This window comes from Aquincola agrisoli, assembly GCF_036621135.1.
GTDB lineage: Bacteria > Pseudomonadota > Gammaproteobacteria > Burkholderiales > Burkholderiaceae_C > Aquincola > Aquincola agrisoli.
Genome location: NZ_JAZIBG010000056.1, coordinates 173852 through 200104 on the forward strand (window position 1 = coordinate 173852; position 26253 = coordinate 200104).

General features: G+C 70.2%; 21 protein-coding genes. 10 read left to right on the top strand and 11 right to left on the bottom strand.

Annotation, left to right across the window (positions count from 1 at the left end; translation table 11 throughout):
• Position 1 precedes the first annotated feature (1 nt).
• From V4F39_RS25920 to aceE, 4 genes are all read right to left on the bottom strand, one after another.
• Positions 2-679 (bottom strand): transglutaminase-like cysteine peptidase, encoded by a 678-nt coding sequence (locus V4F39_RS25920; protein ID WP_332293135.1) that lies wholly within the window; start codon positions 677-679, stop codon positions 2-4.
• Positions 680-849: 170 nt separating this feature from the next.
• Positions 850-2679, bottom strand: a complete 1830-nt coding sequence (gene lpdA, locus V4F39_RS25925; RefSeq protein WP_332293136.1) for a dihydrolipoyl dehydrogenase — start codon at positions 2677-2679, stop codon at positions 850-852.
• Between the two features lie 18 nt (positions 2680-2697).
• Positions 2698-4374, bottom strand: a complete 1677-nt coding sequence (gene aceF / locus V4F39_RS25930; RefSeq protein ID WP_332293137.1) for a dihydrolipoyllysine-residue acetyltransferase — start codon at positions 4372-4374, stop codon at positions 2698-2700.
• A gap of 24 nt (positions 4375-4398) precedes the next feature.
• Entirely contained in the window at positions 4399-7116 is a 2718-nt protein-coding gene (gene aceE, locus V4F39_RS25935) for a pyruvate dehydrogenase (acetyl-transferring), homodimeric type (RefSeq protein WP_332293138.1), read from the bottom strand.
• Positions 7117-7293: 177 nt separating this feature from the next.
• On the opposite strand from aceE, the gene V4F39_RS25940 reads away from it, so the two are divergent.
• From V4F39_RS25940 to V4F39_RS25960, 5 genes are all read left to right on the top strand, one after another.
• The gene (locus V4F39_RS25940; RefSeq protein WP_332293139.1) at positions 7294-9855 is read left to right on the top strand and encodes a PAS domain-containing sensor histidine kinase; all 2562 of its coding nucleotides are present in this window, start codon (positions 7294-7296) and stop codon (positions 9853-9855) included.
• The gene (locus V4F39_RS25945) at positions 9852-10475 is read left to right on the top strand and encodes a response regulator transcription factor (RefSeq protein ID WP_332293140.1); all 624 of its coding nucleotides are present in this window, start codon (positions 9852-9854) and stop codon (positions 10473-10475) included. Before V4F39_RS25940 ends, V4F39_RS25945 begins: the two co-directional genes overlap by 4 nt.
• 91 nt (positions 10476-10566) lie before the next feature.
• Positions 10567-11421 (top strand): bifunctional methylenetetrahydrofolate dehydrogenase/methenyltetrahydrofolate cyclohydrolase FolD, encoded by an 855-nt coding sequence (gene folD / locus V4F39_RS25950; RefSeq protein WP_332293141.1) that lies wholly within the window; start codon positions 10567-10569, stop codon positions 11419-11421.
• A gap of 25 nt (positions 11422-11446) precedes the next feature.
• Positions 11447-13477 (top strand): M3 family metallopeptidase, encoded by a 2031-nt coding sequence (locus V4F39_RS25955; RefSeq protein ID WP_332293142.1) that lies wholly within the window; start codon positions 11447-11449, stop codon positions 13475-13477.
• A 115-nt stretch (positions 13478-13592) separates the two neighbouring features.
• On the top strand, positions 13593-14312 hold the full coding sequence (locus V4F39_RS25960; protein WP_332293143.1) for a glutaredoxin family protein: 720 nt from the start codon (positions 13593-13595) through the stop codon (positions 14310-14312).
• Here V4F39_RS25960 and V4F39_RS25965 read toward each other — a convergent pair.
• Positions 14309-15526 carry an MFS transporter gene (locus V4F39_RS25965; protein WP_332293144.1) on the bottom strand — a complete coding sequence of 406 codons (1218 nt, stop codon included), beginning with the start codon at positions 15524-15526 and terminating at the stop codon, positions 14309-14311. The two genes, V4F39_RS25960 and V4F39_RS25965, sit on opposite strands and share 4 nt — an antisense overlap.
• Positions 15519-16994, bottom strand: coding sequence for a DNA recombination protein RmuC (locus V4F39_RS25970; protein ID WP_332293145.1), 1476 nt, complete (start codon positions 16992-16994; stop codon positions 15519-15521). The genes V4F39_RS25965 and V4F39_RS25970 overlap by 8 nt, the downstream gene beginning before the upstream one ends.
• Before the next feature lie 89 nt (positions 16995-17083).
• Between V4F39_RS25970 and V4F39_RS25975 the strand changes: the two genes are divergently transcribed.
• The 4 genes from V4F39_RS25975 (at position 17084) to V4F39_RS25990 (ending at position 21380) form a co-directional block, all read left to right on the top strand.
• On the top strand, positions 17084-19294 hold the full coding sequence (locus tag V4F39_RS25975; RefSeq protein WP_332293146.1) for an ATP-binding protein: 2211 nt from the start codon (positions 17084-17086) through the stop codon (positions 19292-19294).
• Positions 19295-19375: 81 nt separating this feature from the next.
• Complete coding sequence (locus V4F39_RS25980; protein ID WP_332293147.1) at positions 19376-19855, top strand: VOC family protein; 480 nt, start codon at positions 19376-19378, stop codon at positions 19853-19855.
• 21 nt (positions 19856-19876) lie between these two features.
• Entirely contained in the window at positions 19877-20818 is a 942-nt protein-coding gene (locus V4F39_RS25985; protein WP_332293148.1) for a YihY/virulence factor BrkB family protein, read from the top strand.
• Positions 20796-21380 (top strand): response regulator, encoded by a 585-nt coding sequence (locus V4F39_RS25990; RefSeq protein WP_332293149.1) that lies wholly within the window; start codon positions 20796-20798, stop codon positions 21378-21380. Before V4F39_RS25985 ends, V4F39_RS25990 begins: the two co-directional genes overlap by 23 nt.
• Positions 21381-21423: 43 nt before the next feature.
• On the opposite strand, the gene V4F39_RS25995 is transcribed toward V4F39_RS25990, so the two are convergent.
• From V4F39_RS25995 to V4F39_RS26010, 4 genes are read right to left on the bottom strand one after another with little or no spacing between them, the layout of a single operon-like run.
• Complete coding sequence (locus V4F39_RS25995) at positions 21424-21897, bottom strand: OsmC family protein (protein ID WP_332293150.1); 474 nt, start codon at positions 21895-21897, stop codon at positions 21424-21426.
• A complete protein-coding gene (locus V4F39_RS26000; protein ID WP_332293151.1) occupies positions 21894-22871 on the bottom strand; it encodes a 2-hydroxyacid dehydrogenase in 978 nt (325 codons plus the stop codon). Before V4F39_RS26000 ends, V4F39_RS25995 begins: the two co-directional genes overlap by 4 nt.
• A gap of 58 nt (positions 22872-22929) precedes the next feature.
• A complete protein-coding gene (locus V4F39_RS26005) occupies positions 22930-23379 on the bottom strand; it encodes an acyl-CoA thioesterase (protein ID WP_332293152.1) in 450 nt (149 codons plus the stop codon).
• Positions 23376-24341 carry a histone deacetylase family protein gene (locus V4F39_RS26010; protein ID WP_332293153.1) on the bottom strand — a complete coding sequence of 322 codons (966 nt, stop codon included), beginning with the start codon at positions 24339-24341 and terminating at the stop codon, positions 23376-23378. Before V4F39_RS26010 ends, V4F39_RS26005 begins: the two co-directional genes overlap by 4 nt.
• A gap of 200 nt (positions 24342-24541) precedes the next feature.
• Here V4F39_RS26010 and V4F39_RS26015 point away from each other — a divergent pair, with 200 nt between their 5' ends.
• Positions 24542-25099: a phasin family protein gene (locus V4F39_RS26015; protein ID WP_332293154.1), complete on the top strand. Its 558-nt coding sequence runs from the start codon at positions 24542-24544 to the stop codon at positions 25097-25099.
• Positions 25100-25270: 171 nt separating this feature from the next.
• Here the strand turns inward: V4F39_RS26015 and V4F39_RS26020 are convergent, their stop codons facing one another.
• Positions 25271-26137 carry a patatin-like phospholipase family protein gene (locus tag V4F39_RS26020; protein ID WP_332293155.1) on the bottom strand — a complete coding sequence of 289 codons (867 nt, stop codon included), beginning with the start codon at positions 26135-26137 and terminating at the stop codon, positions 25271-25273.
• Between the last annotated feature and the right edge of the window lie 116 nt (positions 26138-26253).

Here is a 26253-nt window from a genome sequence, read left to right on the forward strand (position 1 = left end):
CTCAGAACCCCTCGGCCCGCGCCTTGGCGAGCACTTCCCGCCAACGGGACAGGCGCGCCACCGGATCCCCTGCGCTCTGCGAGCCGACACCTTGCCACAGGCCTTCACCGTTGAAGCTGAAAACAGGCACGAGATCAGGGCGGCGCGCGGCGGGGCGGACCTCGCCGACCAGGTTGTCCAGGATCAGCGGCTCGGCATCGGGGGTGCCGTAATAGGCCAGCACCATGTGGGCCTGCGGGCCGGGCTGGCCGCGCAGCTGCGCCCGCACGTAGACGAGCCGCAGCCGCTCCACCGGCGTGCCGGCGGCGACGAGGGTGAAGTACTTGGCGATGGCGTAGTCCTCGCAGTCCCCCTCGCCTTTCGACAACGCCTCCAGCGGGCTGGCCCAGTAGTCGACCTGGCCCCACACCGGCAGGTCGTCGCGGAAGCGGATGCGGCGGTTGAAGAAGTCGTTGACGTAGTGCAGCCGATCGGCCTCCGCCAGCTCCGACGCCTGCACGAGCGCCGGCCGCAGCCCCTGCAGTTCGCCCACCGCGCGCGGGCCCAGGCGCTGCGCGGCGGCGGCCATGCGTTCATCGTCCCAGGCCGAGGCATGCAACGCGGCCACCAGCATCGGCACCAGCAGCGCGCGCCCGAGCCCGCGCAGCCGCCGCGGCGGCCGGGCAGGCGCCGCGGACACGCGGTGGCAGGGAGGGGGCAAGGCAGGCACGGGAACGGACGACGCAGGCGGCCGCCCGAGGCGGGCGGCTCGTCCGTGTAGTTTCGTCCTCGCCGGGGGCTGACTTGAGCGGCGCCGGCACATAAAAAAGCCGCCCGAAGGCGGCTTCAGCAGGGAACCACGCCCGCTCTTCAGCGCTTCTGCGGCGGCAGGTCCGTGCAGGTGCCGTGCGCCACCTCTGCCGCCATGCCGATGCTCTCGCCCAGCGTGGGGTGCGGGTGGATGGTCTTGCCGATGTCGACCTCGTCGGCGCCCATCTCGATGGCCAGCGCCACCTCGCCGATCATGTCGCCGGCGTGCGTGCCGACGATGCCGCCGCCCAGGATGCGGTGCGTCTCGGCATCGAACAGCAGCTTGGTGAAGCCTTCGTCGCGGGTGTTGGCGATGGCGCGGCCGGAGGCCGTCCAGGGGAACAGGCCCTTCTTCACCTTGACGCCGCGCGCCTTGGCCTCGTCCTCGGTGAGGCCCACCCAGGCCACCTCGGGGTCGGTGTAGGCCACGCTGGGGATCACGCGGGCGTCGAACTGCGCCTTGGTGTCGCCTGAAGCCACCTCGGCCGCCACGTGCGCCTCGTGCACCGCCTTGTGCGCGAGCATCGGCTGGCCGACGATGTCGCCGATGGCGAAGATGTGCGGTACGTTGGTGCGCATCTGCACGTCGACCGGGATGAAGCCGCGGTCGCCGACGATCACGCCGGCCTTCTCGGCGCCGATCTTCTTGCCGTTGGGTACGCGGCCCACGGCCTGCAGCACCAGGTCGTAGAGCTGCGGCTCGGCCGGCGCGCCTTCGCCCTCGAACTTCACGCGGATGCCTTCGGTGGTGGCCTCGGCCCCCACGGTCTTGGTCTTCAGCATGATGTTGTCGAAGCGCGGCGTGTTCATCTTCTGCCACACCTTCACCAGGTCGCGGTCGGCGCCCTGCATCAGGCCGTCGAGCATCTCGACCACGTCCAGCCGCGCACCGAAGGCGGACGAGTACACCGTGCCCATTTCCAGGCCGATGATGCCGCCGCCGACGATCAGCATGCGCTTGGGCGTCTGGCGCATTTCCAGCGCGCCGGTGGAATCGACGATGCGCGGATCGTCGGGCAGGAACGGCAGGTGCACCGCCTGCGAGCCCGCGGCGATGATGCACTGCTTGAAGCGGATGACCTGCGACTTGCCGGTCTTCTCCTGCGCGCCGCCGGTGGTCTCCTCGACCTGCAGGTGGTGCGGGTCGAGGAAGGTGCCGTTGCCGCGCACGGTGGTGACCTTGCGCATCTTGGCCATCGCCGACAAGCCGCCGGTGAGCTTGCCCACCACCTTGTTCTTGTGCGCCAGCAGCTTGGCGGCGTCGACCTGCGGTTCGCCGTAGCTCACGCCCAGGTCGGCGAAGTGCTTCACCTCGTCCATCACCGCGGCCACGTGCAGCAGCGCCTTGCTGGGGATGCAGCCCACGTTCAGGCACACGCCCCCCAGCGTCGCGTAGCGTTCGACGATCACCGTCTTCATGCCCAGGTCGGCCGCGCGGAAGGCGGCCGAGTAGCCGCCGGGGCCGGCACCGAGCACCAGCATGTCGCACTCGAGGTCGACGGTGCCGGTGTAGGTGTTGGGCACGGGGGCCGGGCCGCCGGCCGGCGCGGGGGCCGGTGCCGCCGCGGCAGGCGCCGGGGCGGGTGACAGTGCCGGCGTGGGAGCGGGAGCCGGCGCCGCCGGAGCCGGCGCGGCAGCCGGGGCCGCGGCGCCCTCGGCCTCCAGCGACAGGATCACCGAGCCTTCGTTGACGGTGTCACCCACCTTCACCTTGAGCTCCTTCACCACGCCGGCGGTCGACGAGGGGATCTCCATCGAGGCCTTGTCGCTCTCCACCGTGATCAGGCTCTGCTCGGCCTTCACCGTGTCGCCGGGCTTGACCAGCACCTCGATGATGGCCACGTCCTTGAAGTCGCCGATGTCCGGCACTTTCACTTCGATCAATGCCATGTGCGTGCTCCTCGGGGCTCAGAGCACGATGCGGCGGAAATCCGCCAGCAGCGATGCGAAGTAGACGTTGAAGCGCGCGGCCGAGGCGCCGTCGATCACGCGGTGGTCCCACGACAGCGACAGCGGCAGGATCAGGCGGGGCGCGAACTGCTTGCCGTCCCAGCTCGGCTCCATCGTGCTCTTGCACACCCCCATGATCGCCACCTCGGGCGCGTTGATGATGGGCGTGAAGTACTTGCCGCCGATGCCGCCCAGCGAGCTGATCGAGAAGCAGCCGCCGGTCATGTCGGCCGGGCCGAGCTTGCCGTCGCGCGCCTTCTTGGCCAGTTCGCTCATCTCCTGGCTGATCTGGAAGATGCCCTTCTTGTCGGCGTCCTTGATCACCGGCACGACCAGGCCGTTGGGCGTGTCCGCCGCGAAGCCGATGTGGAAGTAGTTCTTCAGCACGAGCTGCTCACCGTCGAGCGAGCTGTTGAACTCGGGGAACTTCTTCAGCGCCGCGACGGCCGCCTTGATCATGAAGGCGAGCATCGTGACCTTGACGCCCGACTTCTCGTTCTCCTTGTTCAGCTGCACGCGGAACGCTTCCAGCTCGGTGATGTCCGCGTCGTCGTGGTTGGTGACGTGCGGGATCACGACCCAGTTGCGGTGCAGGTTGGCGCCGCTGATCTTCTTAATGCGCGAGAGGTCCTTGCGCTCGACCGGGCCGAACTTGGCGAAGTCGACCTGCGGCCAGGGCAGCAGACCCGGGAACGCACCGCCGCCGGCCGCCGCGGCCGCCGGCTTGGCCGCTGCGGCCGCCTGGGTTTGCGCGGCGCCCGACATCACGCTCTTGACGAACGACTGCACGTCGTCCTGCGTGATGCGGCCCTTGGGGCCGGAGCCCTTCACTTCGTCCAGCGGCACGCCGAGTTCGCGCGCGAAGCGGCGGATCGACGGCGATGCGTGGGGCAGGTTGCCCTTGGGCGTGGTCGGTTCGTGCGCGGGCAGCGCAGCCGTGGGCGAGGCGCGCTCGGCGGCGGGCGCGGCAGCGGCAGCGGCAGCGGCAGGCGCCGGTGCTGCCGCGGCAGGCGCGGGTGCGGGGGCAGGCGCGGCGGCGGCGCCGCCTGCACCTTCGAGGATCGCGACCAGGGAGCCCTTCGAGACCTTGTCGCCGACCTTGACCTTCAGTTCCTTGACCAGCCCGGCGTGCGACGACGGGATCTCCATCGACGCCTTGTCGCTCTCGACGGTGATCAGGCTCTGCTCGACCTTGACGGTGTCGCCGGCCTTGACCATCACCTCGATCACGGCCACTTCGTCGAAGTCGCCGATGTCGGGCACGGTGACTTCCACGGTGCCGCCCGAGGCGGCGGGCGCTGCGGCCGGTGCCGCAGCCGGCGCGGCGGCAGCGGGTGCCGGCGCGGGGGCTGCGGCGGCAGGTGTCGGCGCAGGTGCGGGTGCCGAAGCGCCGGCATCCGCGGTTTCCAGCATCAGCACCAGCGTGCCTTCGCTCACCTTGTCGCCGACCTTCACCTTCAGCTCCTTGACCACGCCGGCGTGCGACGACGGGATCTCCATCGAGGCCTTGTCGCTCTCGACCGTGATCAGGCTCTGCTCCGCCTTGATGGTGTCGCCGGGCTTGACCATCAGCTCGATGATCTCGACTTCCTTGAAGTCCCCGATGTCGGGCACTTTCACTTCGACCAATGCCATGTTGTGCGTCTCCGTGAGCGTTTGTTATGCGTACAGCGGGTTGATCTTGTCGGGGTTGATGCCGTACTTCTGGATGGCCTCGGCCACCTTGGCGGCCGGCACCGTGCCTTCGTCGGCCAGGGCCTTCAGCGCCGCGACGACGACGTAGTGGCGGTTGACCTCGAAGTGCTCGCGCAGCTTGCTGCGGAAGTCGCTGCGGCCGAAGCCGTCGGTGCCCAGCACGCGGTAGGTGCGGCCCTTCGGGATGAACGCGCGGATCTGCTCGGCGTAGTTCTTCATGTAGTCGGTGCTGGCGATCACCGGGCCCGCGTGCGGCGCGAGCTGCTGCGCCACGAACGGCACGCGCGGCGTGTCGGTCGGGTGCAGCAGGTTCCAGCGGTCGGCGTCCTGGCCGTCGCGGGCCAGCTCGTTGAAGCTCGGGCAGCTCCACACGTTGGCGGCCACGCCCCAGTCGGCGGCCAGCAGCTCGGCGGCGGCCTGCGACTCGCGCAGGATGGTGCCGCTGCCCAGCAGGTTGACGCGCGGCGCGTTGGCGGCGGGCGCCTTGGCCTCGTCCAGCAGGTACATGCCCTTGATGATCTCTTCCTCGGTGCCGGCCTTCAGGCCGGGCATCGGGTAGTTCTCGTTTAGCAGGGTCAGGTAGAAGTAGACGTTGTCCTGGTTCTCGACCATGCGCTTCAGGCCGTGGTGCAGGATCACGCCCACCTCGTGCGCGAAGGTCGGGTCGTAGCTGATGCAGTTCGGGATCGTGCCGGCGAGGATGTGGCTGTGGCCGTCCTCGTGCTGCAGGCCTTCGCCGTTCAGCGTGGTGCGGCCCGAGGTGCCGCCCAGCAGGAAGCCGCGCGCCTGCATGTCACCCGCGGCCCAGGCGAGGTCACCCACGCGCTGGAAACCGAACATCGAGTAGTACACGTAGAACGGCACCATGATGCGGTTGTTCGTCGAGTACGACGTCGCCGCTGCGATCCAGCTGCTCATGCCGCCGGGCTCGTTGATGCCCTCCTGCAACACCTGGCCGGCCTTGTCCTCCTTGTAGTACATGACCTGGTCCTTGTCGACCGGGGTGTACTGCTGGCCTGCCGGGTTGTAGATGCCGATCTGGCGGAAGAGGCCTTCCATGCCGAAGGTGCGGGCCTCGTCGACCAGGATGGGCACCGCGCGCGGGCCGAGGTCCTTGTCGCGCAGCAGCTGCGTCAGGAAGCGCACGAAGGCCTGCGTGGTGCTGATCTCACGGCCTTCCGCGGTGGCTTCGAGCACGGCCTTGAAGGTCTCCAGCGGCGGCACGGCGAGCTGCTCGTCGGCCTTGGTGCGGCGGTGCGGCAGGTAGCCGCCCAACGCCTTGCGGCGCTCGTGAAGGTACTTGGCTTCGGGCGTCTCGTCGGCCGGCTTGATGAACGGGATGTCGGCCAGCTGGTCGTCCGGGATGGGGATGTTGAAGCGGTCGCGGAAGGCCTTCACGTCCTCGTCGATCAGCTTCTTGGTCTGGTGCGCGGTGTTCTTGCCTTCGCCGCTCTTGCCCATGCCGAAGCCCTTGACGGTCTTGATCAGCAGCACCGTCGGCTGGCCCTGGGTGTTCACGGCCTTGTGGAACGCGGCGTACACCTTCTGCGGATCGTGGCCGCCGCGCTGCAGGCGCCAGATGTCGTCGTCGCTCATCTTGGCGACCATCTCCAGCAGCTTGGGATCGCGGCCGAAGAAGTTCTTGCGGACGAAGGCGCCGTCGTTGGCCTTCATGGCCTGGTAGTCGCCGTCGACGGTCTCCATCATCACCTTGCGCAGCGTGCCGTCCTTGTCGCGGGCCAGCAGCGGATCCCAGTAGCTGCCCCACAGCAGCTTGATGACGTTCCAGCCGGAGCCGCGGAATTCGCCTTCCAGCTCCTGGATGATCTTGCCGTTGCCGCGCACCGGGCCATCGAGGCGCTGCAGGTTGCAGTTGATGACGAAGATCAGGTTGTCGAGCTTCTCGCGCGCGGCCAGGCCGATCGCGCCCAGGCTTTCCGGCTCGTCCATCTCGCCGTCGCCGCAGAACACCCAGACCTTGCGCTTGCTCGTGTCGGCGATGCCGCGGGCGTGCAGGTACTTCAGGAAGCGGGCCTGGTAGATCGCCATCAAGGGACCCAGGCCCATCGAGACGGTCGGGAACTGCCAGAACTCAGGCATCAGCTTCGGGTGCGGGTAGCTGGAGATGCCCTTGCCGTCGACTTCCTGGCGGAAGTTCAGCAGCTGCTCCTCGCTGATGCGGCCTTCCAGGTAGGCGCGGGCGTAGATGCCGGGCGCGCTGTGGCCCTGGATGTAGAGCAGGTCGCCGCCGTGCACGCCGTCGTCGGCGTGCCAGAAATGGTTGAAGCCGGTGCCAAACATCGTCGCCAGCGAGGCGAAGCTGGAGATGTGGCCGCCGAGGTCGCCGCCGTCGGCAGGGTGCAGGCGGTTGGCCTTGACCACCATCGCCATCGCGTTCCAGCGCATGTAGGCGCGCAGGCGCTCTTCGATCTCGATGTTGCCGGGGCTGCGCTCTTCCTGGTCGGTCGGGATGGTGTTGACGTACGCGGTGTTGGCCGAGAACGGCATGTCGATGCCGGCCTGGCGCGCGTGATCGATCAGCTGCTCGAGCAGGAAATGCGCGCGGTCGCCGCCTTCGGCGCCGATGACGGCGGACAGCGCGTCCAGCCACTCGCGGGTCTCCTGGGCGTCGGAATCATTGGCGGCGGCGCCAGCAGGGAAGGAATCGGGCACTGCAGACATGGTTGTCTCCTGTTTTTGAACGCAGAACGGGCGGGCCTGAACGGGCAAGCGGGCGAAGTTTGGCACAACTCGATTTTTTTTCAAATAGTGCGAGTTCATTTCTCAATGTGAAATTCCAAGGGAACATCCGCCCCGTGCCAGGGCATTCCCTCGTCTTATCGCTCGGATAATCCGGCAATGCAGCCGCGCCATGACCTCTTTGCTTCCGGCAACACCTCCTTCAGCCGGGGCCAGCGGCTCCTGAACCGCTGGTGGCGCCGCCAGTCGCCTGCGCGGCAGGACCGCTTCGTCACCATCGGCCCGCTCGTCTCGGTCCTGCTCTTCCTCGCAGCCATCATCTCGGCGTTCTGGTACCTGCGCAACGAGGAGATCGAGCGCGAGATCGAGTCGGTCAAACGCGACACCGAGATCGTCCAGCAGCAGATGCGGCTGCGGTTGATCGAGAGCCAGGAACAGCTGATCCGCCTGGCCGGCCAGATGACCCGCCGCCCGACGGACGCCGTCGACTTCATCGAGGAAGCCGCCTCGCTCGCGCGCGAGCGCCCCGAGATCACGCAGATCACCTGGCTCGCCGCCGACCGGGAGCGCAGGGCGAGCCACTCGGTCTCCGGCTACCCGATGGAGACCAACCCGACGCTCGACCCGTCGATGCCCGGCCTCGGGCGCGCGAGCGAACCGGAGCGCGCCTTCGTGGCGGCCCGCGACCTGCGCCAGCCGGTGTATTCACGCGCGTTCCCGAACGTCGTCACGGCGCCGGTGTTCCAGCTGCAGGTGCCGCTGTTCGAGGGCAGCCGCTTCGCCGGCGTCGTCCTGGCGGAGTATTCGGTCGCGACCCTGCTACGGCTGACCGTGCCGGACGTCGTGTCCAGCCGCCACACGATCGCCGTGCTCGACGACCTCGCCCGCGAGGTCGCGACCAGTGAACCCGCCTCGCCCGGCCAGCTGATCCACCGGGCGGCCATCGTGCACGACGCACCGCTCACGCCCACCGCCAACGGCCTGATCGTGCGCGGCCAGGGCTGGCGCACCTCGATCGGCCTGATCAGCAACACGTTGTTCTGGATGGTGGTGGCCCTGTCGGGGCTGACGGTCTGGATGCTGCTCGCCACCTGGCGCCACATGCGGCGGCGCGGGCAGATCCAGTCGGCGCTGGTGCAGGAGACCAACTTCCGGCGCGCGATGGAGAACTCCATGCTCACCGGGATGCGGGCGCTCGACCTCGAGGGCCGCATCACCTACGTCAACCCGGCCTTCTGCGCGATGACGGGCTTCTCCGAAGCCGACCTGATTGGCGCGCGCCCGCCCTTCCCCCACTGGCCGCCGACCATGATCGACGAGAACATGCGCCTGCTGCAGCAGGAGTTGCAGGGCCGCAGCCCGGCCGGCGGCATCGAGGTGAAGGTCATCCGCAAGGACGGCACGCTGTTCGACGCGCGCATGTACGTCTCGCCGCTGATCGACTCCAAGGGCCACCAGACGGGCTGGATGACCTCGATGACCAACATCACCGAGGCCAAGCGCATCCGCGACCAGCTTTCGGCCTCCCACGAGCGCTTCACCACGGTGCTCGAGGGGCTGGACGCCGCGGTGTCGGTGCTGTCGGTGCAGCAGAGCGAGCTGCTGTTCGCCAACCGCTCGTACCGCCTTTGGTTCGGGGCCGAGGCGCACGGCCACGACATGCTGGCGGGGCCGAACGCCGCCCTGCCCTTCCGCGCCGACCAGGACGACATGGTCGACAGCTTCTCGGGCCTGCCCACCGAGGAACTGACCGAAGCCGGCTCCGACCCGCGCGAGGTCTACGTCGAGCCGCTCGGCAAGTGGTTCGATGTGCGCTCGCGCTACCTGCAGTGGACGGACGGGCGCCTCGCGCAGATGCTCATCGCCACCGACATCACGGCCCGCCGGCGGGCCGAGGAACAGGCATCGCGCCAGGCGGAGAAGGCCCAGGTCACCAGCCGCCTGGTGACGATGGGCGAGATGGCGTCGTCGGTGGCGCACGAACTCAACCAGCCCCTGACGGCCATCGCCAACTACTGCAACGGCATGGTCTCGCGGGTGAAGAACGACGCCATCGGCAAGGACGATTTGATCGCCGCGCTCGAGAAGACCTCCAAGCAGGCGCAGCGCGCCGGGCAGATCATCCACCGCATCCGCTCGTTCGTGAAGCGCAGCGAACCGCAGCGGCAGCGCTCCGAGGCCAAGACCATCGTCGAGGAGGCGGTCGAACTGGCCAACATCGAGCTGCGGCGGCGCAACGTCTCGCTGCACACCTACGTCGCCCAGCGGCTGCCGCCGCTGATGTGCGACCCCATCCTGATCGAGCAGGTGGTGCTCAACCTGGTGAAGAACGCGGCCGAGGCGATCGACGTCGCGCAGATGCCGCCCCAGCGCCGCCACATCGAGCTGCGCGTGGTGCCGCGCCACACGCCCGACGAGGGCGGCGTGATCGAGTTCAGCATCACCGACATGGGCCCCGGCATGAAGGAGGAAGTGCTGTCGCGGATGTACGAGGCCTTCTTCTCCACCAAGGCCGACGGACTGGGCATCGGACTGGGCTTGTGCCGCTCGATCATCGAGTCCCACAGGGGCCGGATCAAGGCGCAGAACCTTTACAATGGAGAGGCCATCGTCGGCTGCAGGTTCTCCTTCACGCTGCCGGTGGACATCACCCTCGCCCGCGGCGAATTCCCGCCTTCGGCGCCTTCCCCGGCCCCAGCCAACAACACCGTCGCCTCATGAGTCTGATCCCCAAGAAAGGTACCGTGTATGTCGTCGACGATGACGAGGCCGTGCGCGATTCGCTGCAGTGGCTGCTGGAGGGCAAGGACTACCGGGTCAAGTGCTTCGACTCGGCCGAATCGTTCCTCTCGCGCTTCGAGCCGCGCGAGGTCGCCTGCCTGATCGCGGACATCCGCATGGACGGCATGAGCGGCCTCGAACTGCAGGACCGCCTGGTCGAGCGCCGTTCGCCCCTGCCCATCGTCTTCATCACCGGCCACGGCGACGTGCCGATGGCCGTCACCACGATGAAGAAGGGCGCGATGGACTTCATCGAGAAGCCCTTCAAGGAAGACGAGCTGCTGGGCCTGGTCGAGCGCATGCTCGATTCCGCCCGCTCCGCGTTCTCGCAGCACCAGGAGCAGGCGAGCCGCGATGCGCTGCTGTCGCGCCTGACCACGCGCGAGGCGCAGGTGCTCGAGCGCATCGTCGCCGGCCGCCTGAACAAGCAGATCGCGGACGACCTGGGCATCAGCATCAAGACGGTGGAGGCGCACCGCGCCAACATCATGGAAAAGCTCAACGCCAACACCGTGGCCGATCTGCTGAAGATCGCGCTCGGCGCCCATTCCAAGACCTGACGCAGCACCGCCGCGCGCCGCCGCGGCGACCCGATCGCCCCTCCACGAGGCCGCTGCTGAAGCGGCCTTTTTGCCTTCCGGACCACGTTTCATGACCGCACAGATCATCGACGGCACCGCCCTCTCCCATCAGATCCGCAGCCAGGTCGCGCGCGAAGCCGCCGCGCTGACCGCCCAGGGGGCCCAGCCCGGGCTCGCCGTCATCCTGGTCGGCGAGGACCCGGCCAGCGCCGTCTACGTGCGCAACAAGGTCAAGGCCTGCCGTGAACACGGCCTGCATTCGGTGCTGGAGCAGTACCCCGCCGACATGGCCGAGGCCGACCTGCTCGCCCGCATCGCCGCGCTGAACGCCGACCCGGCGATCCACGGCATCCTGGTGCAGATGCCGCTGCCGAAGCACCTCGATCCGCACAAGGTCATCGAGGCCATCGCCACCGAGAAGGACGTCGACGGTTTCTCGGTGCAAAGCGCCGGCGAGCTGATGAGCGGCCTGCCCGGCCTGCGCCCGGCCACGCCCTTCGGCTGCATGAAGCTGATCGAGAGCACCGGCGTCAGCCTCAAGGGCAAGCACGCCGTGGTCATCGGCCGCAGCAACACCGTGGGCAAGCCGATGGCCCTGCTGCTCTTGCAGGCCAACGCCACCGTCACCATCTGCCACAGTGGAACGCCCGACCTGGCCGTGCACACGCGGCAGGCCGACATCGTGGTGGCGGCCGTGGGCCGCCGCAACACGCTGACCGCCGACATGGTCAAGCCGGGCGCCATCGTGATCGACGTGGGCATCAACCGCAATGAGCAGGGCAAGCTGTGCGGCGACGTGGACTTCGCGTCCGTCAAGGAAGTCGCCGGCCACCTCACGCCCGTGCCCGGCGGCGTCGGCCCGATGACGATCGCGATGCTGCTCGTCAACACGCTCGAAGCGGCCCGCGCGGCGGCCGCCCGCTGACAGCGCCCTACCGCGAGGACCCGCGATGACCGATCTCCCGACCAATCCCCTGCTGCAGACCGGCCACCTGCCGGCCTTCGACACGATCGCGCCCGAGCACGTCGCCCCGGCGGTGGAGCACCTGCTCGCCGACGCCTCGGCGGCGCTGGAGCGTGCGGTCAGCGACGAGGTGCCGCCCGACTACGACGCCATCTCGGCCGTGCTCGACGTCGCGACCGAACGGCTGGGCACCAGCTGGGGCGCCGTCGCGCACCTCAACCACGTGATGGACACGCCCGCGCTGCGTGCCGCGTACACCGAGAGCCTGCCCAAGATCAGCGAGTTCTACACCCGCCTGGGCGCCGACGAGCGGCTGTACGCCAAGTACAAGGCGATCGCGCAGGCCCCTGCCGCGGCCGCCCTCAGCGCGCCGCGGCGCAAGGCGCTGGCCAATGCGATGCGCAACTTCGTGCTGTCCGGCGCCGAACTGCAGGGCGAGGCCAAGCAGCGCTTCGCGAAGATCCAGGAGCGGCTGTCGGAGCTCAGCCAGCAGTACCGCGAGCACGTGCTCGACGCCACCGATGCGTTCAGCTACTACGCGACCGACGAGGAAATGGCCGGCGTGCCGGCCGACGTGCGCGAAGCCGCCCGCAACGCCGCGCAGGCCGAAGGACGCGAAGGCCACAAGATCACGCTGCAGTTCCCGAGCTACTTCCCGGTCATGCAGTACGCCACCGACCGCAGCCTGCGCGAGAAGCTCTACACCGCCTATGTCACGCGCGCCAGCGAGTTCGGCCCGCCGGAACGCGACAACACCGCCGTGATGACCGAGCTGCTGCAGCTGCGCCAGGAGGAGGCGAAGCTGCTGGGCTACGGCAGCTATGCCGACGTCTCGCTGGTGCCCAAGATGGCGGCGTCGCCGGCCGAGGTCTCCGGCTTCCTGAACGACCTGGCACGCCGCGCCCGCCCGTTCGCCGAGCGCGACCTGGCCGAGCTGCGGCAGTTCGCCGCCGACGAACTCGGCCTGCCGGATCTCAAGCCCTGGGACACGGCCTTCGCCGGCGAGCGGCTGAAGCAGGCGCGCTACGCGTTCAGCGACAACGAGGTGAAGCAGTACTTCACCGAGCCCAAGGTGCTCGACGGCCTGTTCCGCATCGTCGAGACGGTGTTCGAGGTGCAGATCCGCTCCGACACCGCGCCGGTCTGGCACGAACACGTGCGCTTCTTCCGCGTGGAGCGCCAGGGTGCGCTGCTCGCGCAGTTCTACCTCGACCCGTATGCACGCCAGGGCAAGCAGGGCGGCGCCTGGATGGACGACGTGCGCGTGCGCTGGGCCCGGCCCGAGGGCGGGCTGCAGACGCCGGTCGCGCACCTGGTCTGCAATTTCCCGCCGCCGCAGCCCGGCAAGCCGGCGTTGCTGACGCACGACGACGTCATCACCCTGTTCCACGAGTTCGGCCACGGGTTGCACCTGATGCTGACGCAGGTGGCCGACATCGGCGTGTCGGGCCTGTCCGGCGTCGAGTGGGATGCCGTGGAGCTGCCGAGCCAGTTCATGGAGAACTTCGCGTGGGAGTGGGAGGTGCTGCAGCAGCTCACCGCCCACATCGACACCGGCGCGCCGCTGCCGCGCGCGCTGTTCGACAAGATGATCGCGGCGAAGAACTTCCAGAGCGGCATGGCGACGCTGCGGCAGATCGAGTTCGCGCTGTTCGACATGCGGCTGCACCACGAGCCGTCCGCCGCGACGCGTGTGCAGCAGGTGCTCGACGAAGTCCGCCAGGAAGTGGCCGTGCTGGAGGCGACGCCGTTCAACCGTTCGCAGCACACCTTCTCGCACATCTTCGCGGGCGGTTATGCCGCGGGCTACTACAGCTACAAGTGGGCCGAGGTGCTGTCGGCGGATGCCTGGAGCGCCTTCGAGGAGAACGGCGTGCTCGACGTCGAGACCGGGCGGCGCCTGCGGCGCGAGGTGCTCGAGGTCGGCGGCAGCCGGCCGGCGATGGAGAGCTTCAAGGCCTTCCGCGGCCGCGCGCCGACGATCGACGCGCTGCTGCGCCACCAGGGCATGGCCTGACGCCGGGCCAGGCGGGCCGGCGGCGCGGCAGGCCCCGCGCCGTCGCTTGCGGCGCCTGCCGGCATGGTTGTTGTATGGTCGCTTCGAAATGCAGCACTCCACCGGGTACGCCGCCATGACCTACCGCCTGAAGCCCCCGTCCGATCACGACCGCGGCGGCCCGCCACGCAGGCCCGGCCGACCGCCCCACCCGGCGCTCCGCCTGTGCACGGCATGCGGCTTCGCCGCCGCCACGCTGCTCGCCGGGTACGCCCACGCCCAGGCCCCCGCCGCGGCGCTCTACAAGATCGTCGAGCCCGACGGCCGCATCACCTACACCGACCGCCCCATCACCAGCGGCCCTGGTCGCGTGACGGCGGTCAACGACAAGGCCGGCACGGTGCTGCTCGACGACACCACCGCAGCCCTGCCGCTGCCCTTGCGCACGGCGGCGTCGCGCTTCCCGGTGACGCTGTTCGCGGCGACCGACTGCGTGCCGTGTGAGCGCGGCCGCGAGTTCCTGCGCCAGCGCGGCGTGCCGTTCCGCGAGCGGCTGGCCAGCACCGATGCCGACCGCGAGGCGTGGCAGCGCGTGGTGGGCGCGCCCGAAGCGCCCGCGCTGGCCATCGGGGGGCAGCTGCTGCGCGGCTTCGCGCCCGATGCGTGGAACGAGTACCTCGACGTGGCAGGCTACCCGCGCGACGCACGCCTGCCGGCGAGTTACCGCGCGCCGCCCCCCCTGCCCCTGGCCGAGGTGAGGCCGGTGGCACCGCCGGCCGCGGCGGCTTCTGCACCGGCTGATTCGCCCACGCCGGCCGAGGCGGTGCCGCCCGCGGCGTCGGGCATCCGCTTCTAGCCCAAGCCGCGCAGGCGGCGCGTGATCTGCGAGCCCGCTGCCACCGCCGCGCCCATCACCCAGAACACCGGCGCCACCCCCATCGCGGCGCCGGCCGCGCCGAACAGCAGCGGCATCAGCGTGCTGGCGGCATTGATGGTCATCGAGCGCAGCGCGATCGCCTCGCCGTGCCGGTCGTGCGGCGTCAGGTGGTGCAGCGTCGACATGATCATCGGCTGCACCGAGCCCAGCGCCAGGCCCAGCAGCACCGCGCAGCCGCCCATCAGCCAGGGCGAGCTGACCAGCGGGTAGACCGCGAACATCAGCGCCGTGCACAGCATCGCGCCCCTGAGCACCTGGGCGGCCTGCAGCCGTGCCGCGAGCAGCGGGATCAGCAGCCGGACCCCCGTCACCGCGAGCGGGAACACGCCCAGGATCAGCCCGATCACCGAGGCGCTGAAGCCGCGCTCGTGGCCGAGGACGGGCACCGCGAAGCTGTGCACGTCCCAGCAGGCCGACATCAGCCAGTTCACCACCAGCAGGCTGCGCATGCCGGGCGTGGCCAGCAAGTCCCACGCCGTGCGACGGCGGCCCGGCACGGCGGCGGGCGGCTCGGGCACCTCGCGCGGAACGTAGCGCGCACACAGCCCGGCAGCCAGCGGCAGCAGCAACAGGAAGACGTAGGCGCCCCGGAAGCCCACCGCGTCGATCAGCAGGCCGGCCGAGGTCGCGCCCACCACGTTCGACAGCGCGGGCGCCAGCCCCAGCCAGCTGAACACGCGCATGCGCTCGACCGTGCTGCGTGCGCTGCGGCCCGCGGTGCGCTGGATGGTGATGAGCCCGATGTTGGCGCCGCCGCCGCCCAGCACGGCGGCCACGCACAGCACCGCGAAGCGCGGCCCGGCGTCCAGCCAGGTGGAGGCCACGGCCAGCAGCGCACCAAGGGCCGTCATCGCCACCGCGATGTGCATCGGCGGGTGGTAGCCGCGCCGGTCGGCCATGCGGCCCGCCTGCAGCGCCAGCAGCACCGGCGCCAGCGCGAAGAGCGCCATCAGCGCACCGACCCCGGCCACGCTCTGGCCCTCGTGCAGCACCTGGAGCGGGGCAGCGAGGCGGATGCCGGCCATCGCGCTGTGCAGGCCGATCTGGCCCGCGATCAACGCGGCCAGCAGGCGCTGGATGGACACCCCGTCGGTGGCGGCGGCCGCGGGGCCGCTGGCAGTCGCCTCAGGCATCCGGCGCCGGCTCGGCTTCCTCGAGGTCCAGCGCGCCGGGCAGCAACTGCTGCGCGCGCGCTTCGGGCAGCGCCTCCACCGTCTTGAGCTGACGCGCCATCGCGCGGGTGCGCACCGCGGCCTGGTCGATGGTGTTGCTGGCCTCGTCGAGCTTCTTCTTGGTCTTGGCCAGCACGTCGCCGAACTTGGCAAACTCGGTCTTCACCGCGCCCAGCACCTCCCACACCTCGGCCGAGCGCTTCTCCAGCGCCAGCGTGCGAAAACCCATCTGCAGGCTGCTGAGCGTGGCCAGCAGCGTGGTGGGGCCGGCCAGCATCACCTTGTGCTCGCGCTGCAGCGACTCGACCAGCCCGGGCCGGCGCAACGCCTCCGCATAGAGGCCCTCGGTGGGCACGAAGAGGATGCCGAAGTCGGTGGTGTGGGGCGGCGCCACGTATTTCTCGCGGATGGTGCGTGCCTCCTTGCGCAGCTGCATCTCGATGGCCTTGGCCGCCACCTCCACCGCCACCGGATCGGCCCGCTCCTGCGCCTCGAGCAGGCGCTCGTAGTCCTCCCGCGGGAACTTGGCGTCGATCGGCAGCCACAGCGGTGCGCCGTCGTCGCGGCGGCCGGGCAGGCGGATCGCGAACTCCACCCGTGCGCCGGTGCCCACGAGGGTCTCGACGTTGGTCGCGTACTGGTCGGGCGTGAACACCTGCTCCAGCAGGCCGGCGAGCTGCACCTCGCCGAAGATGCCGCGCGTCTTCACGTTGGTGAGCACGCGATTGAGCGAGCCCACGTCGCGCGCCAGCGTCTGCATCTCGCCCAGGCCCTTGTGCACCTGCTCCAGCCGCTCGGCCACCTGCTTGAAGCTTTCGCCCAGGCGCTGTTCGAGCGTGGCGTGCAGCTTCTCGTCGACCGTGGCGCGCATCTGCTCGAGCTTCTTCTCGTTGTCGCCCTGGATGGCGGTGAGCTTGGCTTCCACGGTCAGGCGCACCTCGGACAGCCGCTTGTCGTTGGCGTCGGACAGGGCCCGGAGCTGCTCGCCCAGCGTGTCGCCGAAGCGGCGCAGCGCAGCGTCCTGCGCTTCACGGCCAGCCAGCAGCGCGGCGTTCAAGCCCTGCTGCAGCGCACCGAGCTGGGCGCGGAAGGTGTCCATCTGCTCGTTCTGCGTGCGCGCCACGTCGCCGGACTGCGCAAGCAGCGTCTGCTGGAACGTGGCCAGCGTCTGCGCCAGTTCCTGCCGCGTGCCGCCGAGTTCTCGCGCCAGCTCCTGCCGGGTGCCGCTGCTGCTGCGGGCGACCTCGTCGCGCAGCTCGCGCTCGAGCCGCTGGCCGTCGGCGCGGCCCTGCCGGGCGAGTTCCTCCAGCAGCGGCGCCGGGTCGGCCGGGGCGCGGCTGCGGGCCAGCAGCACCGCCAGCAGGACCAATTGGAGGACGGCGAGGACGACGAGCGCAAGGACGATCAGGGACGGTTCGATGGGGGGCATCCGGCGATTGTCCGACGTTCGCATCGCGCGGCGCCGGCGCTCCGCGATCGAGCCGGGCGGTGGCAGGTCTTCGCTATGCTCGCGTGAGGATGAGCATCCGCCTACGCCTGCTGACACTGGTTTTCGCCGTGTGGCTCCCCGCCGCAGCCGGGTTCGGGCTGCTCGCCTGGTACACCCACGAGGAGCAGGCGGCGGCGACGCTCGAGCAGGTCGAGCAGTTCGGGCTCGCGGTCAGCACCGTCGTCGAGCGGGAGCTGGACAAGCGGGTCATCCTGGCCCGGGCGCTGGCCGCATCGAACGCCGCGCGCGACGGCGACTTCGCCCAGTTCCACGAAGAGGCACGGAACGCCACCCAGGGCACCTCCGACTGGGCCTTGCTGGCGGAGGCGGACCGGCACCTCGTCAACACGCGCGCTCCCCTGCCCTTCGACCCCGTCCCGCGCGTCAAGCCGGCGCCGCTGACGCAGCGCGAGCCGCACGTCATGTTCGTGCAGCAGGGGCCCGTGGCACGCAAGCCTGTCATCACCATCTTCGTGCCGATCCCCGGCGCCTCGCCGCAGCGCTACAACGTGGGGGTGTCGTTCGAGCCCGCGGTGCTCCAGCAGATCCTCGATGCCACGCCGCCGCCCTTCCGTGGGCTGGTCGTCGTGGTCGACAACGAGCAGGTGATCATGGCGCGCAGCCGGGATCCCGAGAAGTGGTTCGGCGTGTCGGCATCGCCCGGCTTCCAACAGCGGATCCTGCGCAACGGCACGGGCTTCGCCGCCTCGACGACGCTGGACGGCGTGCCGTCGATGACGTACCTGACACCGCGCAGCGCCTACGGCTGGTCGGTCGTCGTCTCGGTGCCCATGACCGAGCTCGACGCCGCAGCGCAGCGCGCCTCCGCCAAGGCGGTGGCCGCGGCGGCGGTGCTACTGGTCATCGGCCTGGGCCTGGCGCTGCTGGGTGCCCGGCGGATCAGCCACACGGTCGACGCCCTGCGGACCTCCGCGGCGCTGCTCGGCGACAACCGGGTGCCGGAGCGGTTGAACACCGGGCTGTCGGAGGTGGACGAAGTGGGCGAGACCCTCCATGCCGCCGGCATGAAGGCCAGCGAGGCCAACCAGGTCCTGGAGCGGCGCGTGCTCGAGGCCGTGCAGCAGGCGCAGGAGGCGCAGACCAGGCTCCTGCAGGGACAGAAGCTGGAGGCGATAGGGCGCCTGACCGCCGGTGTCGCGCACGACTTCAACAACCTGCTGCAGACCATCAAGACGGCCCATCACGTGCTTGGCCGGAGCATTGCGCACGAGCGCGATCGGCGGGTGCTCGAAGGAGCGGTGCGCGCCACCTCGAAGGCCAGCGACCTCGTCAAGCAGTTGATGACCTTCGGCCGCGTGCAGACGCTGCTGCCCACGGCCGTCAACCTCGCGGACGTCGTGCTCAAGGGCCACGAGCTGACCCGCACGGCGGTGGGCAGCAGCATCGTGCTGTCCGCGTCGCTGGAACCCGGCCTGCCGGACGTGCACGCCGACCCGGTCCAGCTCGAGATGGCCCTGCTCAACCTGGTCTTCAACGCACGGGACGCGTTGCCGTCGGGCGGCCGCATCACCATCGGCGCCCGGCAGGCCGCTCCTGAAGAGACGCAACACCTCGGCGAGGGCCGCTTCGTCCGCCTGGAGGTGGCGGACGACGGCGCCGGCATGAGCGAGGAGGTGCGCACGCGGGCCTTCGAGCCCTACTTCACCACCAAGCCGGTGGGCTCGGGCAGCGGCATCGGCCTCGCGCAAGTGCACGCCTTCGCCCGGCAGTCGGGCGGCGACATCACGCTCAGCAGCGAACTGGGCGCGGGCACGCGCGTGTGCCTGTTCCTGCCCGTCGCGGCCTGCGGCGCGGCGGCGCCCGCGCCGTCTCCCAGCGGAGCGCCGTTGCATTCGGCGCTGCACCTGCTGGTGGTGGAGGACGATGCGCTGATCGCCTCGGTGACGACCGGCGCGCTCGAGGCCGAGGGCTACGCGGTGCGCCTGTGCACGACGGCCGACGAGGCGATGGCCGTGCTGCGCGGCGGGGAGCAGTTCGATGTGCTCTTCACCGACGTGGTGATGCCGGGCAAGCTCAACGGCCTCGACCTGGTCCGGTGGTGCGCCGCCGAACGGCCCGGGCTGCCCGTGGTCGTCACCACCGGCTATGCAGAGAACCTGAACAGCATCTCGGCGGAGATCCTGCGCAAGCCGTACGACATCGAAGCCCTGATCGCGTCGCTCGAGCGGGCCCATGCCGGGCCGGCCGCGCCCCCGCCGCGCGGCGCCGCCGGCCGCTGACCTGTGGCGCAGGAACGCCGATTGCCACCAGGTGCATCCGGCCCGCCCGCGGCGTGCGTGGCGCACCCATCGAGTGAAGACATGCCCAGCAAGAACACCATCTGCCTCTGGTACGACGGCACCGCGCAGGAAGCCGCCGAGTTTTATGCCGCGACATTTCCCGACAGCGCGGTCGGCGCGATCCTGCGGGCGCCCGGCGACTACCCTGCCGGCCAGGAGGGCGACGTCCTGACGGTGGAGTTCACCGTGCTCGGCATCCCCTGCCTGGGCCTCAACGGCGGCCCGGCGTTCCGGCACAACGAGGCCTTCTCGTTCCAGGTCGCCACCGACGACCAGGCCGAAACCGACCGGTTGTGGCATGCGATCGTCGGCCACGGCGGCGAGGAGAGCGCCTGCGGCTGGTGCAAGGACAAGTGGGGCCTGTCCTGGCAGATCACCCCGCGCGCGCTCACTGCGGCGATCAACGATCCGGACCGCGCAGCGGCCAAGCGGGCCTTCGACGCGATGATGCAGATGCGCAAGATCGACATCGCCGCGATCGAGGCCGCGCGGCGCGGCTGACGCGCCACGCGGCGCAGAATGATGTGGTCTCCGCGAGGCACCGGGCTCGGGCCGCCAGCGGCCAGCGTGCCGGCCGAAGGCCGGCCGGCGGGCTGGTGGCAACGCCTGCAGCGCGCGGCGCTGGCGGCGCCGGTCCTGCGCATCGTCCTGCCAGCCATCTGGAACTACATCCAGCACCAGAGCGCGAACCAGGCCGGCAGCCTGGCCTTCTCGTCGGTGCTGGCGATGTTCCCGCTGCTGATCCTGCTGTCCTCGGCGGCGGCGTACGTGGGCGAACCCGGCAGCGCCGCCGCGCTGGCCGCCCGGGTGCTCGAATACGCACCGCCGGTCGTGCGGGAGGCGCTGCAGCCCGTCGTGCGGCAGGTGCTCGCCCAGCGCAACCAGGCGCTGCTGGCCATCGGCGTGTTGATCACCTTGTGGACGGCGTCGTCCGGCATGCAGGCCGTGCGCTCGGCGCTGAACCGGGCGTACGGCGTGGAGCGCGGCCTCCCGTTCTGGAAGGCCCGGATCAAGGTCACCGCGTTCACGCTCATCGTGGGCCTCGGCATCCTGGCGGTCTTCAGCTCGGTCATCATCCTGCCTTACCTGTGGCATTTCCTGGAGAGCCGCGTGGGCGTCGGCCGGGAGACGCCCTGGATGCGCAACGGCGTCCGCTACGGCTCGGCCTTCCTGGTGATGGCCACGCTGTACGCGCTGCTGTACGGCTGGTTGCCGGACATCCGCCAGCGGCTCAAGACCGTCCTGCCCGGTGCGCTGGTGGGCGCAGCGCTGTGGGTGGCGGCTGCGGCCACGCTGTCGTACACGCTGCGCTCGGCGGGCAAGCTGGCGTTGATCTACGGCGGCTTCGCAGGGGTCGTCGCGACGCTGGTCTTCCTCTACGTCAGCGCCACCACGCTCATCTTCGGCGCGGAAGTCAATGCCGTCCTTCGGGATCGCGCCCATGGCCAGCCCGCGAGCCGGTAGCCCGGCGCCCCGAGGCTTCGCCCGGCGCGGGAACCGGATCGAGGCTGCCCGGCTCGAACGGGTTCCTCGTCCGCACTCCCTTCAACCCGCCAGCCTGTCCCTCACCGTGCAGCTCAGTCAAAAAGAACGACCGCCCTTCGCGGGTGCCGCCGCCGAAGCGCCCGACGCCCCCAGATGGACCCGGGGCCCGGGCGCGCGCCGTGTCTTGATCATCGAGGATGAGCCCGAGGTGGCCGAGACCCTCGCCACCTGGCTGGAGATGGAGAACTACGAAGTCCGCACCGTCGGCGACGGTGCCAGCGGGCTGGCCGAATCGGTCAACTTCGATCCCCACTTCGTGCTGCTCGACATCCGGCTTCCGCTGATGCAAGGCACGGAGGTCGCCCGCCACCTGCGCCTCAACGAGGAAGGCGTGCGGCGGGTCATCGTGGCCACGACCGGCTTGCCCGGCATCACCGCCAGCACGGCGCCATGGGACCACCTGCTGCCCAAGCCGATCGACCTGCAGCGGCTCGTCGCGGTGCTGGAGCAGGAGTGGCGCGACCGTTTCGAGGTGGCCTGAGGTCCGCGGCGGCGCGGCGCGGCCGCCCCAGTCAGGACGCCGCTCAGGCGCAGGGTTCGCAGCGCACCTCGGCCGTCACCGAGTTGGCGATGTAGCAGGCCTCATGCGCCGCGTGGTGCATGGCCGCCAGTTCGTCGGCCCCGGGCCGGCGATCACCCGAGAAGACCGCCTCCGGGCGCAGCGTCACCACCGTGATGGCCATGCGGCCGGCCGCGTTGACGGCCATCGTGCCGACGGCGGCATCGCGGTAGCGGTCCACACGGAAGCCTCGCTGCGCCGCGATCGACAGGAACCACAGCATGTGGCAGCTCGACAGGGACGCGACGAACGCCTCCTCCGGGTCGACCGCGGACGGATCGGAGAACGGCACCCGCACCGAATGCGGCGAGGACGAGGCCGGCACCTCGGCCCCGCCGTCGAAGCGCCAGGCGTGGCGGCGCGGGTAGCGGTTGTCGGTGAACACCGCCTCGCCGCGCTCCCAGACCACCTCGGCGACGTGCTCGGTCGCCGCGCTCATCGCTGCAGTACTTCGGGGTTGAGCGGCGTGGGCGGCGTGCCGCCGGTCAGCGCGGCGATGAGGTTGTCGGCGGCCAGGTCGGCCATCGCGCGGCGGGTGCGGGTGGTGGCGCTGGCGATGTGCGGCGTCAGCACGACGTTGGGCACGGTCAGCAGGTCCGGGTGCACGCTCGGCTCGCCCTCGAAGACGTCGAGGCCTGCCGCGGCGATGCGCCGGTCGCGCAGCGCCCGGGCCAGCGCCGCGTCGTCGACGATGCCGCCGCGGGCGATGTTCGTCAGCGTCGCGGTGGGCTTCATCTGCGCCAGCTCGGCCGCGCCGATCGCATGGTGGCTGCTGGCGGAGTAAGGCAGCACCAGCACCAGGTGGTCGGCCTCGCGCAGCAGCACCTCCTTGCTCACGTACTCGGCACCGATCGGCGCTTCCTGCTCGGCCGGCAGCCGGCTGCGGTTGTGGTAGATCACCTTCATGCCGAAGCCCAGCGCGCCGCGCCGCGCGATGCCCTGGCCGATGCGGCCCATGCCGAGGATGCCCAGCGTGGCGCCGTGCACGTCGGTGCCGGTGAAGAGGTCATAGGACCACCGCGTCCATTGCCCCGCGCGCAGGTAATGCTCGCTCTCGGCGATGCGGCGTGCGGTGGCCATCATCAGCGCGAAGCCGAAGTCGGCGGTGGTCTCGGTGAGCACGTCGGGCGTGTTGCTCGCCAGCACGCCGCGGGCCGTGCAGGCGGGCACGTCGATGTTGTTGTAACCGACGGCCATGTTGCAGACGGCCTTCAACTGCGGATGCGCCTCGAGCAGCGCCGCGTCGATGCGCTCGCCGCTCGCCACCAGAACGCCGGCGTGGCCCTCCAGCCGCGCGCTCAGCTCGGCGGGCGAATACGACACGTCGCCTTCGTTGGTGGTGACCTCGAAATGCCGCCGCAGGCGCTCGATGGTTTCGGGAAAGATCTCGCGGGTGACGAGTACGGAAGTCATCGGGAGGGCCTTGTACTTCGGTGGAGGGGTCTGCGTATTCTCGGCCGCCGGCCGCACCTCAGGGGAGGGCCAGGGGTTGCAGCGCCGCCGACAGGGCCGCGGGCAGCGCGACGGGCCGGCGCGTCAGCCGGTCGACATAGACATGGATGAAATGGCCGGCGGCGGCCGACAGGGGTTCGCCCTGGGCGAACAGCCCGACCTCGTAACGCACGCTGCTGCGGCCGATGTGCGCCACGCGCAGCCCCGCGTCGACCCCTTGCGGAAACGACAGCGGGGCGAAGTAGTTGCAGCCGGTCTCGATCACCAGGCCGATCGCCTCGCCCGCGTGCGGATCGAGGGCGCCGGCCTCGATCAGGTAGCGGTTCACCGCGGTGTCGAAGTAGCTGTAGTAGACGACGTTGTTGACGTGGCCGTAGACGTCGTTGTCCATCCAGCGCGTGGGCACGGCGCTGAAGTGGCGGTAGGCGTCGCGGGTTTCGGGCCGGGCCCGGCGGGGTTCGCTGCTCATGGCAGCGATTCTTCCATCGGCGGCGCCGGCAGCGCCGCCTGCCAGGCGAGCCACGCGCGATGCGCCTCGCGCAGCGTCTGCAGGTGCACGGCGACCGAATCGTCGATCACGCGGCCATAGCCGCCCGCCATGCTGATCGCCACCGGGACGCCGCGCGCGCGGCAGGCCCCGAGCACCCGGCGGTCGCGCTCGGCCAGGCCGGCGGCGCTGACCTTGAGGCGGCCCAGGCGGTCGCCCTCGTGCGGATCGGCGCCGGCGAGGTAGAACACCAGCCCGGGCGGGGCCGAGCCATGGCGCGCCCACAGCGCGGCCAGCGCGCCGTCGAGCGCGGCCAGGTAGTCCTCGTCGCCGCAGCCGTCGGCCAGCTCGACGTCCAGGTCGCTCGCCTCCTTGCGGAAGGGGAAGTTGCGCGCGCCGTGCAGCGACAGCGTGAACACGCTCGGGTCGTCGGCGAAGATCGCCGCGGTGCCGTTGCCCTGGTGCACATCGAGGTCGATCACCGCGACCCGCAGCAGCCGGCGCCAGCGGCGGTGCACCTCGGCCTGCATCAGCCTGGCAGCGACCGCCACGTCGTTGAACACGCAGTAGCCGCTGCCCTTGTGCGCATACGCATGGTGGGTGCCGCCGGCCAGCTGGGCGGCCACGCCGTGGGCCAGTGCCGCGCGCGCCGCCGCCCCCGTGGCACCGACCGAGCGGCGTGCACGCTCGACCATGGCTGGCGACCAGGGAAACCCGATCTCCCGCTGCTCGGCGGCCGACAGCAGGCCCTCCGCCACCGAGGTGACGTAGTGCGGCGTGTGGGCCAGCGCCAGCTCGCCGTCGGTCGCCGCGGGCGCTTCGGCGAGCTGAACCCCGGGCGCCTCCGCCTCGACCCGGTCGCGCAGCAGCCGGTACTTCGGCATCGAAAAGCGGTGCCCCGGCGGCAGTGGCAGCACGAAGTGATCGGAGTAGTACGCCTGCATTGCCGGCATTCTGACGGGCAGCCCCGCCACGCTCGCCGTACCGGGTTTTTTAGAGCGGGCCCCCTAAATTGCTGCAACGCAACAAAAACGCCTTGCAAAGGCGGCTCCCACCCCTATACTCCTGTTCATGGTGCAGTGCAGCAAAAAGCTTCCAGTCACCAACCTTGCCCGAAACCAGTCTGATGACGGAGATTTTTGACATGCTGACCCCCGAACAAGTCCTCGCCGCCCACAAGGCCAACGTCGAAACGCTGTTTGGCCTGACCAACAAGGCGTTCGAAGGCGTCGAAAAACTGGTCGAGCTGAACCTGCAAGTGGCCAAGACCGCCCTGGGCGAGGCTGCCGAGACGACCAACGCCGTGCTGTCCGTCAAGGACGCGCAGGAACTGATCGCGCTGCAGACCTCGCTGCTGCAGCCCGCCGCCGAAAAGGCCGCCGCCTACAACCGCCATGTGTACGACATCGCCGCCGCCACCGGCGCCGAAGTGACCAAGGCCGCCGAAGCCCAGTTCGCCGACGCCCAGAAGAAGTTCATGGCCGTCGTCGACACCGCCGCCAAGAATGCCCCGGCCGGCAGCGAAAACGCCGTCGCGCTGGTCAAGTCGGCCGTCGCCGCCGCGAACAACGCGTTCGAAAGCGTGCACAAGGCTGCCAAGCAGGCCGCCGACGTCGCCGAAGCCAACCTCACCGCGCTGACCAACACCGCCGTGAAGGCTGCCTCGACGACCGCCGTCAAGGCCAAGCGCGCCGCTGCCTGATTGCACGGCAGGGCTTGAAGCCCTGCCTGGCGCCTCCAGCTGCGGATGACGCGGGCCCCGGCCCGCAGTGCTCGCAGACAGGTTGTCTCCTCGGTACCTCTCGAACCTGGTTCGACGTGCCGTTCAAAAGGCCCGGTGCAATGCCGGGCCTCTTTCTTTCTGGGCCGCGTTTCAGCGCGTGGCCTGCGCCAGCCGCTGCTTCAGCGCAGGCAGCTGTGCCAACGCGGCCTCCCGGCCCGCGGCGATCGCGCGCTTGCGCACCGTGAAGTCCGCGCTCGACACGCCGACCAGCTTCGGCCGGATCACCACGTCCGCGTCACGCAGCTCGAAGGTGTTGATGCTGCGGCTCATGATCGCGAAGGTCTGCAGCAGCATGCGCATCGCATCGCCCGTCGGGTTGCCGTCGGGTGCCGTGGAGATGTCGACGGCGACGACCAGTTCCGCGCCCATCTGCCGCGCGAACCGCACCGGCACCGGCGACGCCAGGCCGCCGTCGACGTACTCCCGCCCCCCGATCGTCACCGGCTGGAACACGGCCGGCACCGCGCTGGACGCCCGCACCGCGGTGCCCGCGTCGCCGCGCTGGAACAGCACCGGCTGGCCGCTGTCGAGATCGGTGGCCACGATGCCCAGCGGCACCGGCAGCTGCTCGATGGGACGGCCACCGGTCTGCGCACGCACGTAGCGCGCCAGCGCCTCGCCGCGGATCAGCCCGCGGCCGGGAAAGGCCCAGTCGGTGATCGCCGACTCGTCCATCGCCAGGGCCACCGTCGCGAGCTCCGCGCCACTGCGGCCGGCCGCGTACATCGAGGCCACCAGGCTGCCCGCCGACGTGCCGACCACGAGATCCGGCTTGATGCCGGCTTCCTCCAGCACCTGGATCACGCCGATGTGCGCGAACCCACGCGCCGCCCCGCCGCCCAGGGCCAGGCCGACGCGCGGGGGCCTGGCCGGGGCGGGCGGCGGCGGCGGGGGTGGCGGAGGAACCGGCGGCGCAGGCGGTGGCGCGGTCGCGCAGCCCGCCAGCACGGCGGCCATCAGCAGCAATGCCTGGCGGCGGCGGGCGGCCGGGCCGCTTAATTCCTGATGAGCATTAGCAAGCAACTTATTCGTTCTTCTCAAATATATATGCGGTCACTAAAGTGCCGTCTCCT

Excerpts from the sequence above, each read along its gene's own strand:
- lpdA (WP_332293136.1), bottom strand. The coding sequence starts at position 2,679 with ATGGCATTGATCGAAGTGAAAGTGCCGGACATCGGCGACTTCAAGGAC.
- aceF (WP_332293137.1), bottom strand. The coding sequence starts at position 4,374 with ATGGCATTGGTCGAAGTGAAAGTGCCCGACATCGGGGACTTCAAGGAA.
- aceE (WP_332293138.1), bottom strand. The coding sequence starts at position 7,116 with ATGTCTGCAGTGCCCGATTCCTTCCCTGCTGGCGCCGCCGCCAATGAT.
- V4F39_RS25940 (WP_332293139.1), top strand. The coding sequence starts at position 7,294 with ATGCAGCCGCGCCATGACCTCTTTGCTTCCGGCAACACCTCCTTCAGC.
- V4F39_RS25945 (WP_332293140.1), top strand. The coding sequence starts at position 9,852 with ATGAGTCTGATCCCCAAGAAAGGTACCGTGTATGTCGTCGACGATGAC.
- folD (WP_332293141.1), top strand. The coding sequence starts at position 10,567 with ATGACCGCACAGATCATCGACGGCACCGCCCTCTCCCATCAGATCCGC.
- V4F39_RS25955 (WP_332293142.1), top strand. The coding sequence starts at position 11,447 with ATGACCGATCTCCCGACCAATCCCCTGCTGCAGACCGGCCACCTGCCG.
- V4F39_RS25960 (WP_332293143.1), top strand. The coding sequence starts at position 13,593 with ATGACCTACCGCCTGAAGCCCCCGTCCGATCACGACCGCGGCGGCCCG.
- V4F39_RS25965 (WP_332293144.1), bottom strand. The coding sequence starts at position 15,526 with ATGCCTGAGGCGACTGCCAGCGGCCCCGCGGCCGCCGCCACCGACGGG.
- V4F39_RS25970 (WP_332293145.1), bottom strand. The coding sequence starts at position 16,994 with ATGCCCCCCATCGAACCGTCCCTGATCGTCCTTGCGCTCGTCGTCCTC.
- V4F39_RS25975 (WP_332293146.1), top strand. The coding sequence starts at position 17,084 with ATGAGCATCCGCCTACGCCTGCTGACACTGGTTTTCGCCGTGTGGCTC.
- V4F39_RS25980 (WP_332293147.1), top strand. The coding sequence starts at position 19,376 with ATGCCCAGCAAGAACACCATCTGCCTCTGGTACGACGGCACCGCGCAG.
- V4F39_RS25985 (WP_332293148.1), top strand. The coding sequence starts at position 19,877 with ATGTGGTCTCCGCGAGGCACCGGGCTCGGGCCGCCAGCGGCCAGCGTG.
- V4F39_RS25990 (WP_332293149.1), top strand. The coding sequence starts at position 20,796 with ATGGCCAGCCCGCGAGCCGGTAGCCCGGCGCCCCGAGGCTTCGCCCGG.
- V4F39_RS25995 (WP_332293150.1), bottom strand. The coding sequence starts at position 21,897 with ATGAGCGCGGCGACCGAGCACGTCGCCGAGGTGGTCTGGGAGCGCGGC.
- V4F39_RS26000 (WP_332293151.1), bottom strand. The coding sequence starts at position 22,871 with ATGACTTCCGTACTCGTCACCCGCGAGATCTTTCCCGAAACCATCGAG.
- V4F39_RS26005 (WP_332293152.1), bottom strand. The coding sequence starts at position 23,379 with ATGAGCAGCGAACCCCGCCGGGCCCGGCCCGAAACCCGCGACGCCTAC.
- V4F39_RS26010 (WP_332293153.1), bottom strand. The coding sequence starts at position 24,341 with ATGCAGGCGTACTACTCCGATCACTTCGTGCTGCCACTGCCGCCGGGG.
- V4F39_RS26015 (WP_332293154.1), top strand. The coding sequence starts at position 24,542 with ATGCTGACCCCCGAACAAGTCCTCGCCGCCCACAAGGCCAACGTCGAA.
- V4F39_RS26020 (WP_332293155.1), bottom strand. The coding sequence starts at position 26,137 with ATGGCCGCCGTGCTGGCGGGCTGCGCGACCGCGCCACCGCCTGCGCCG.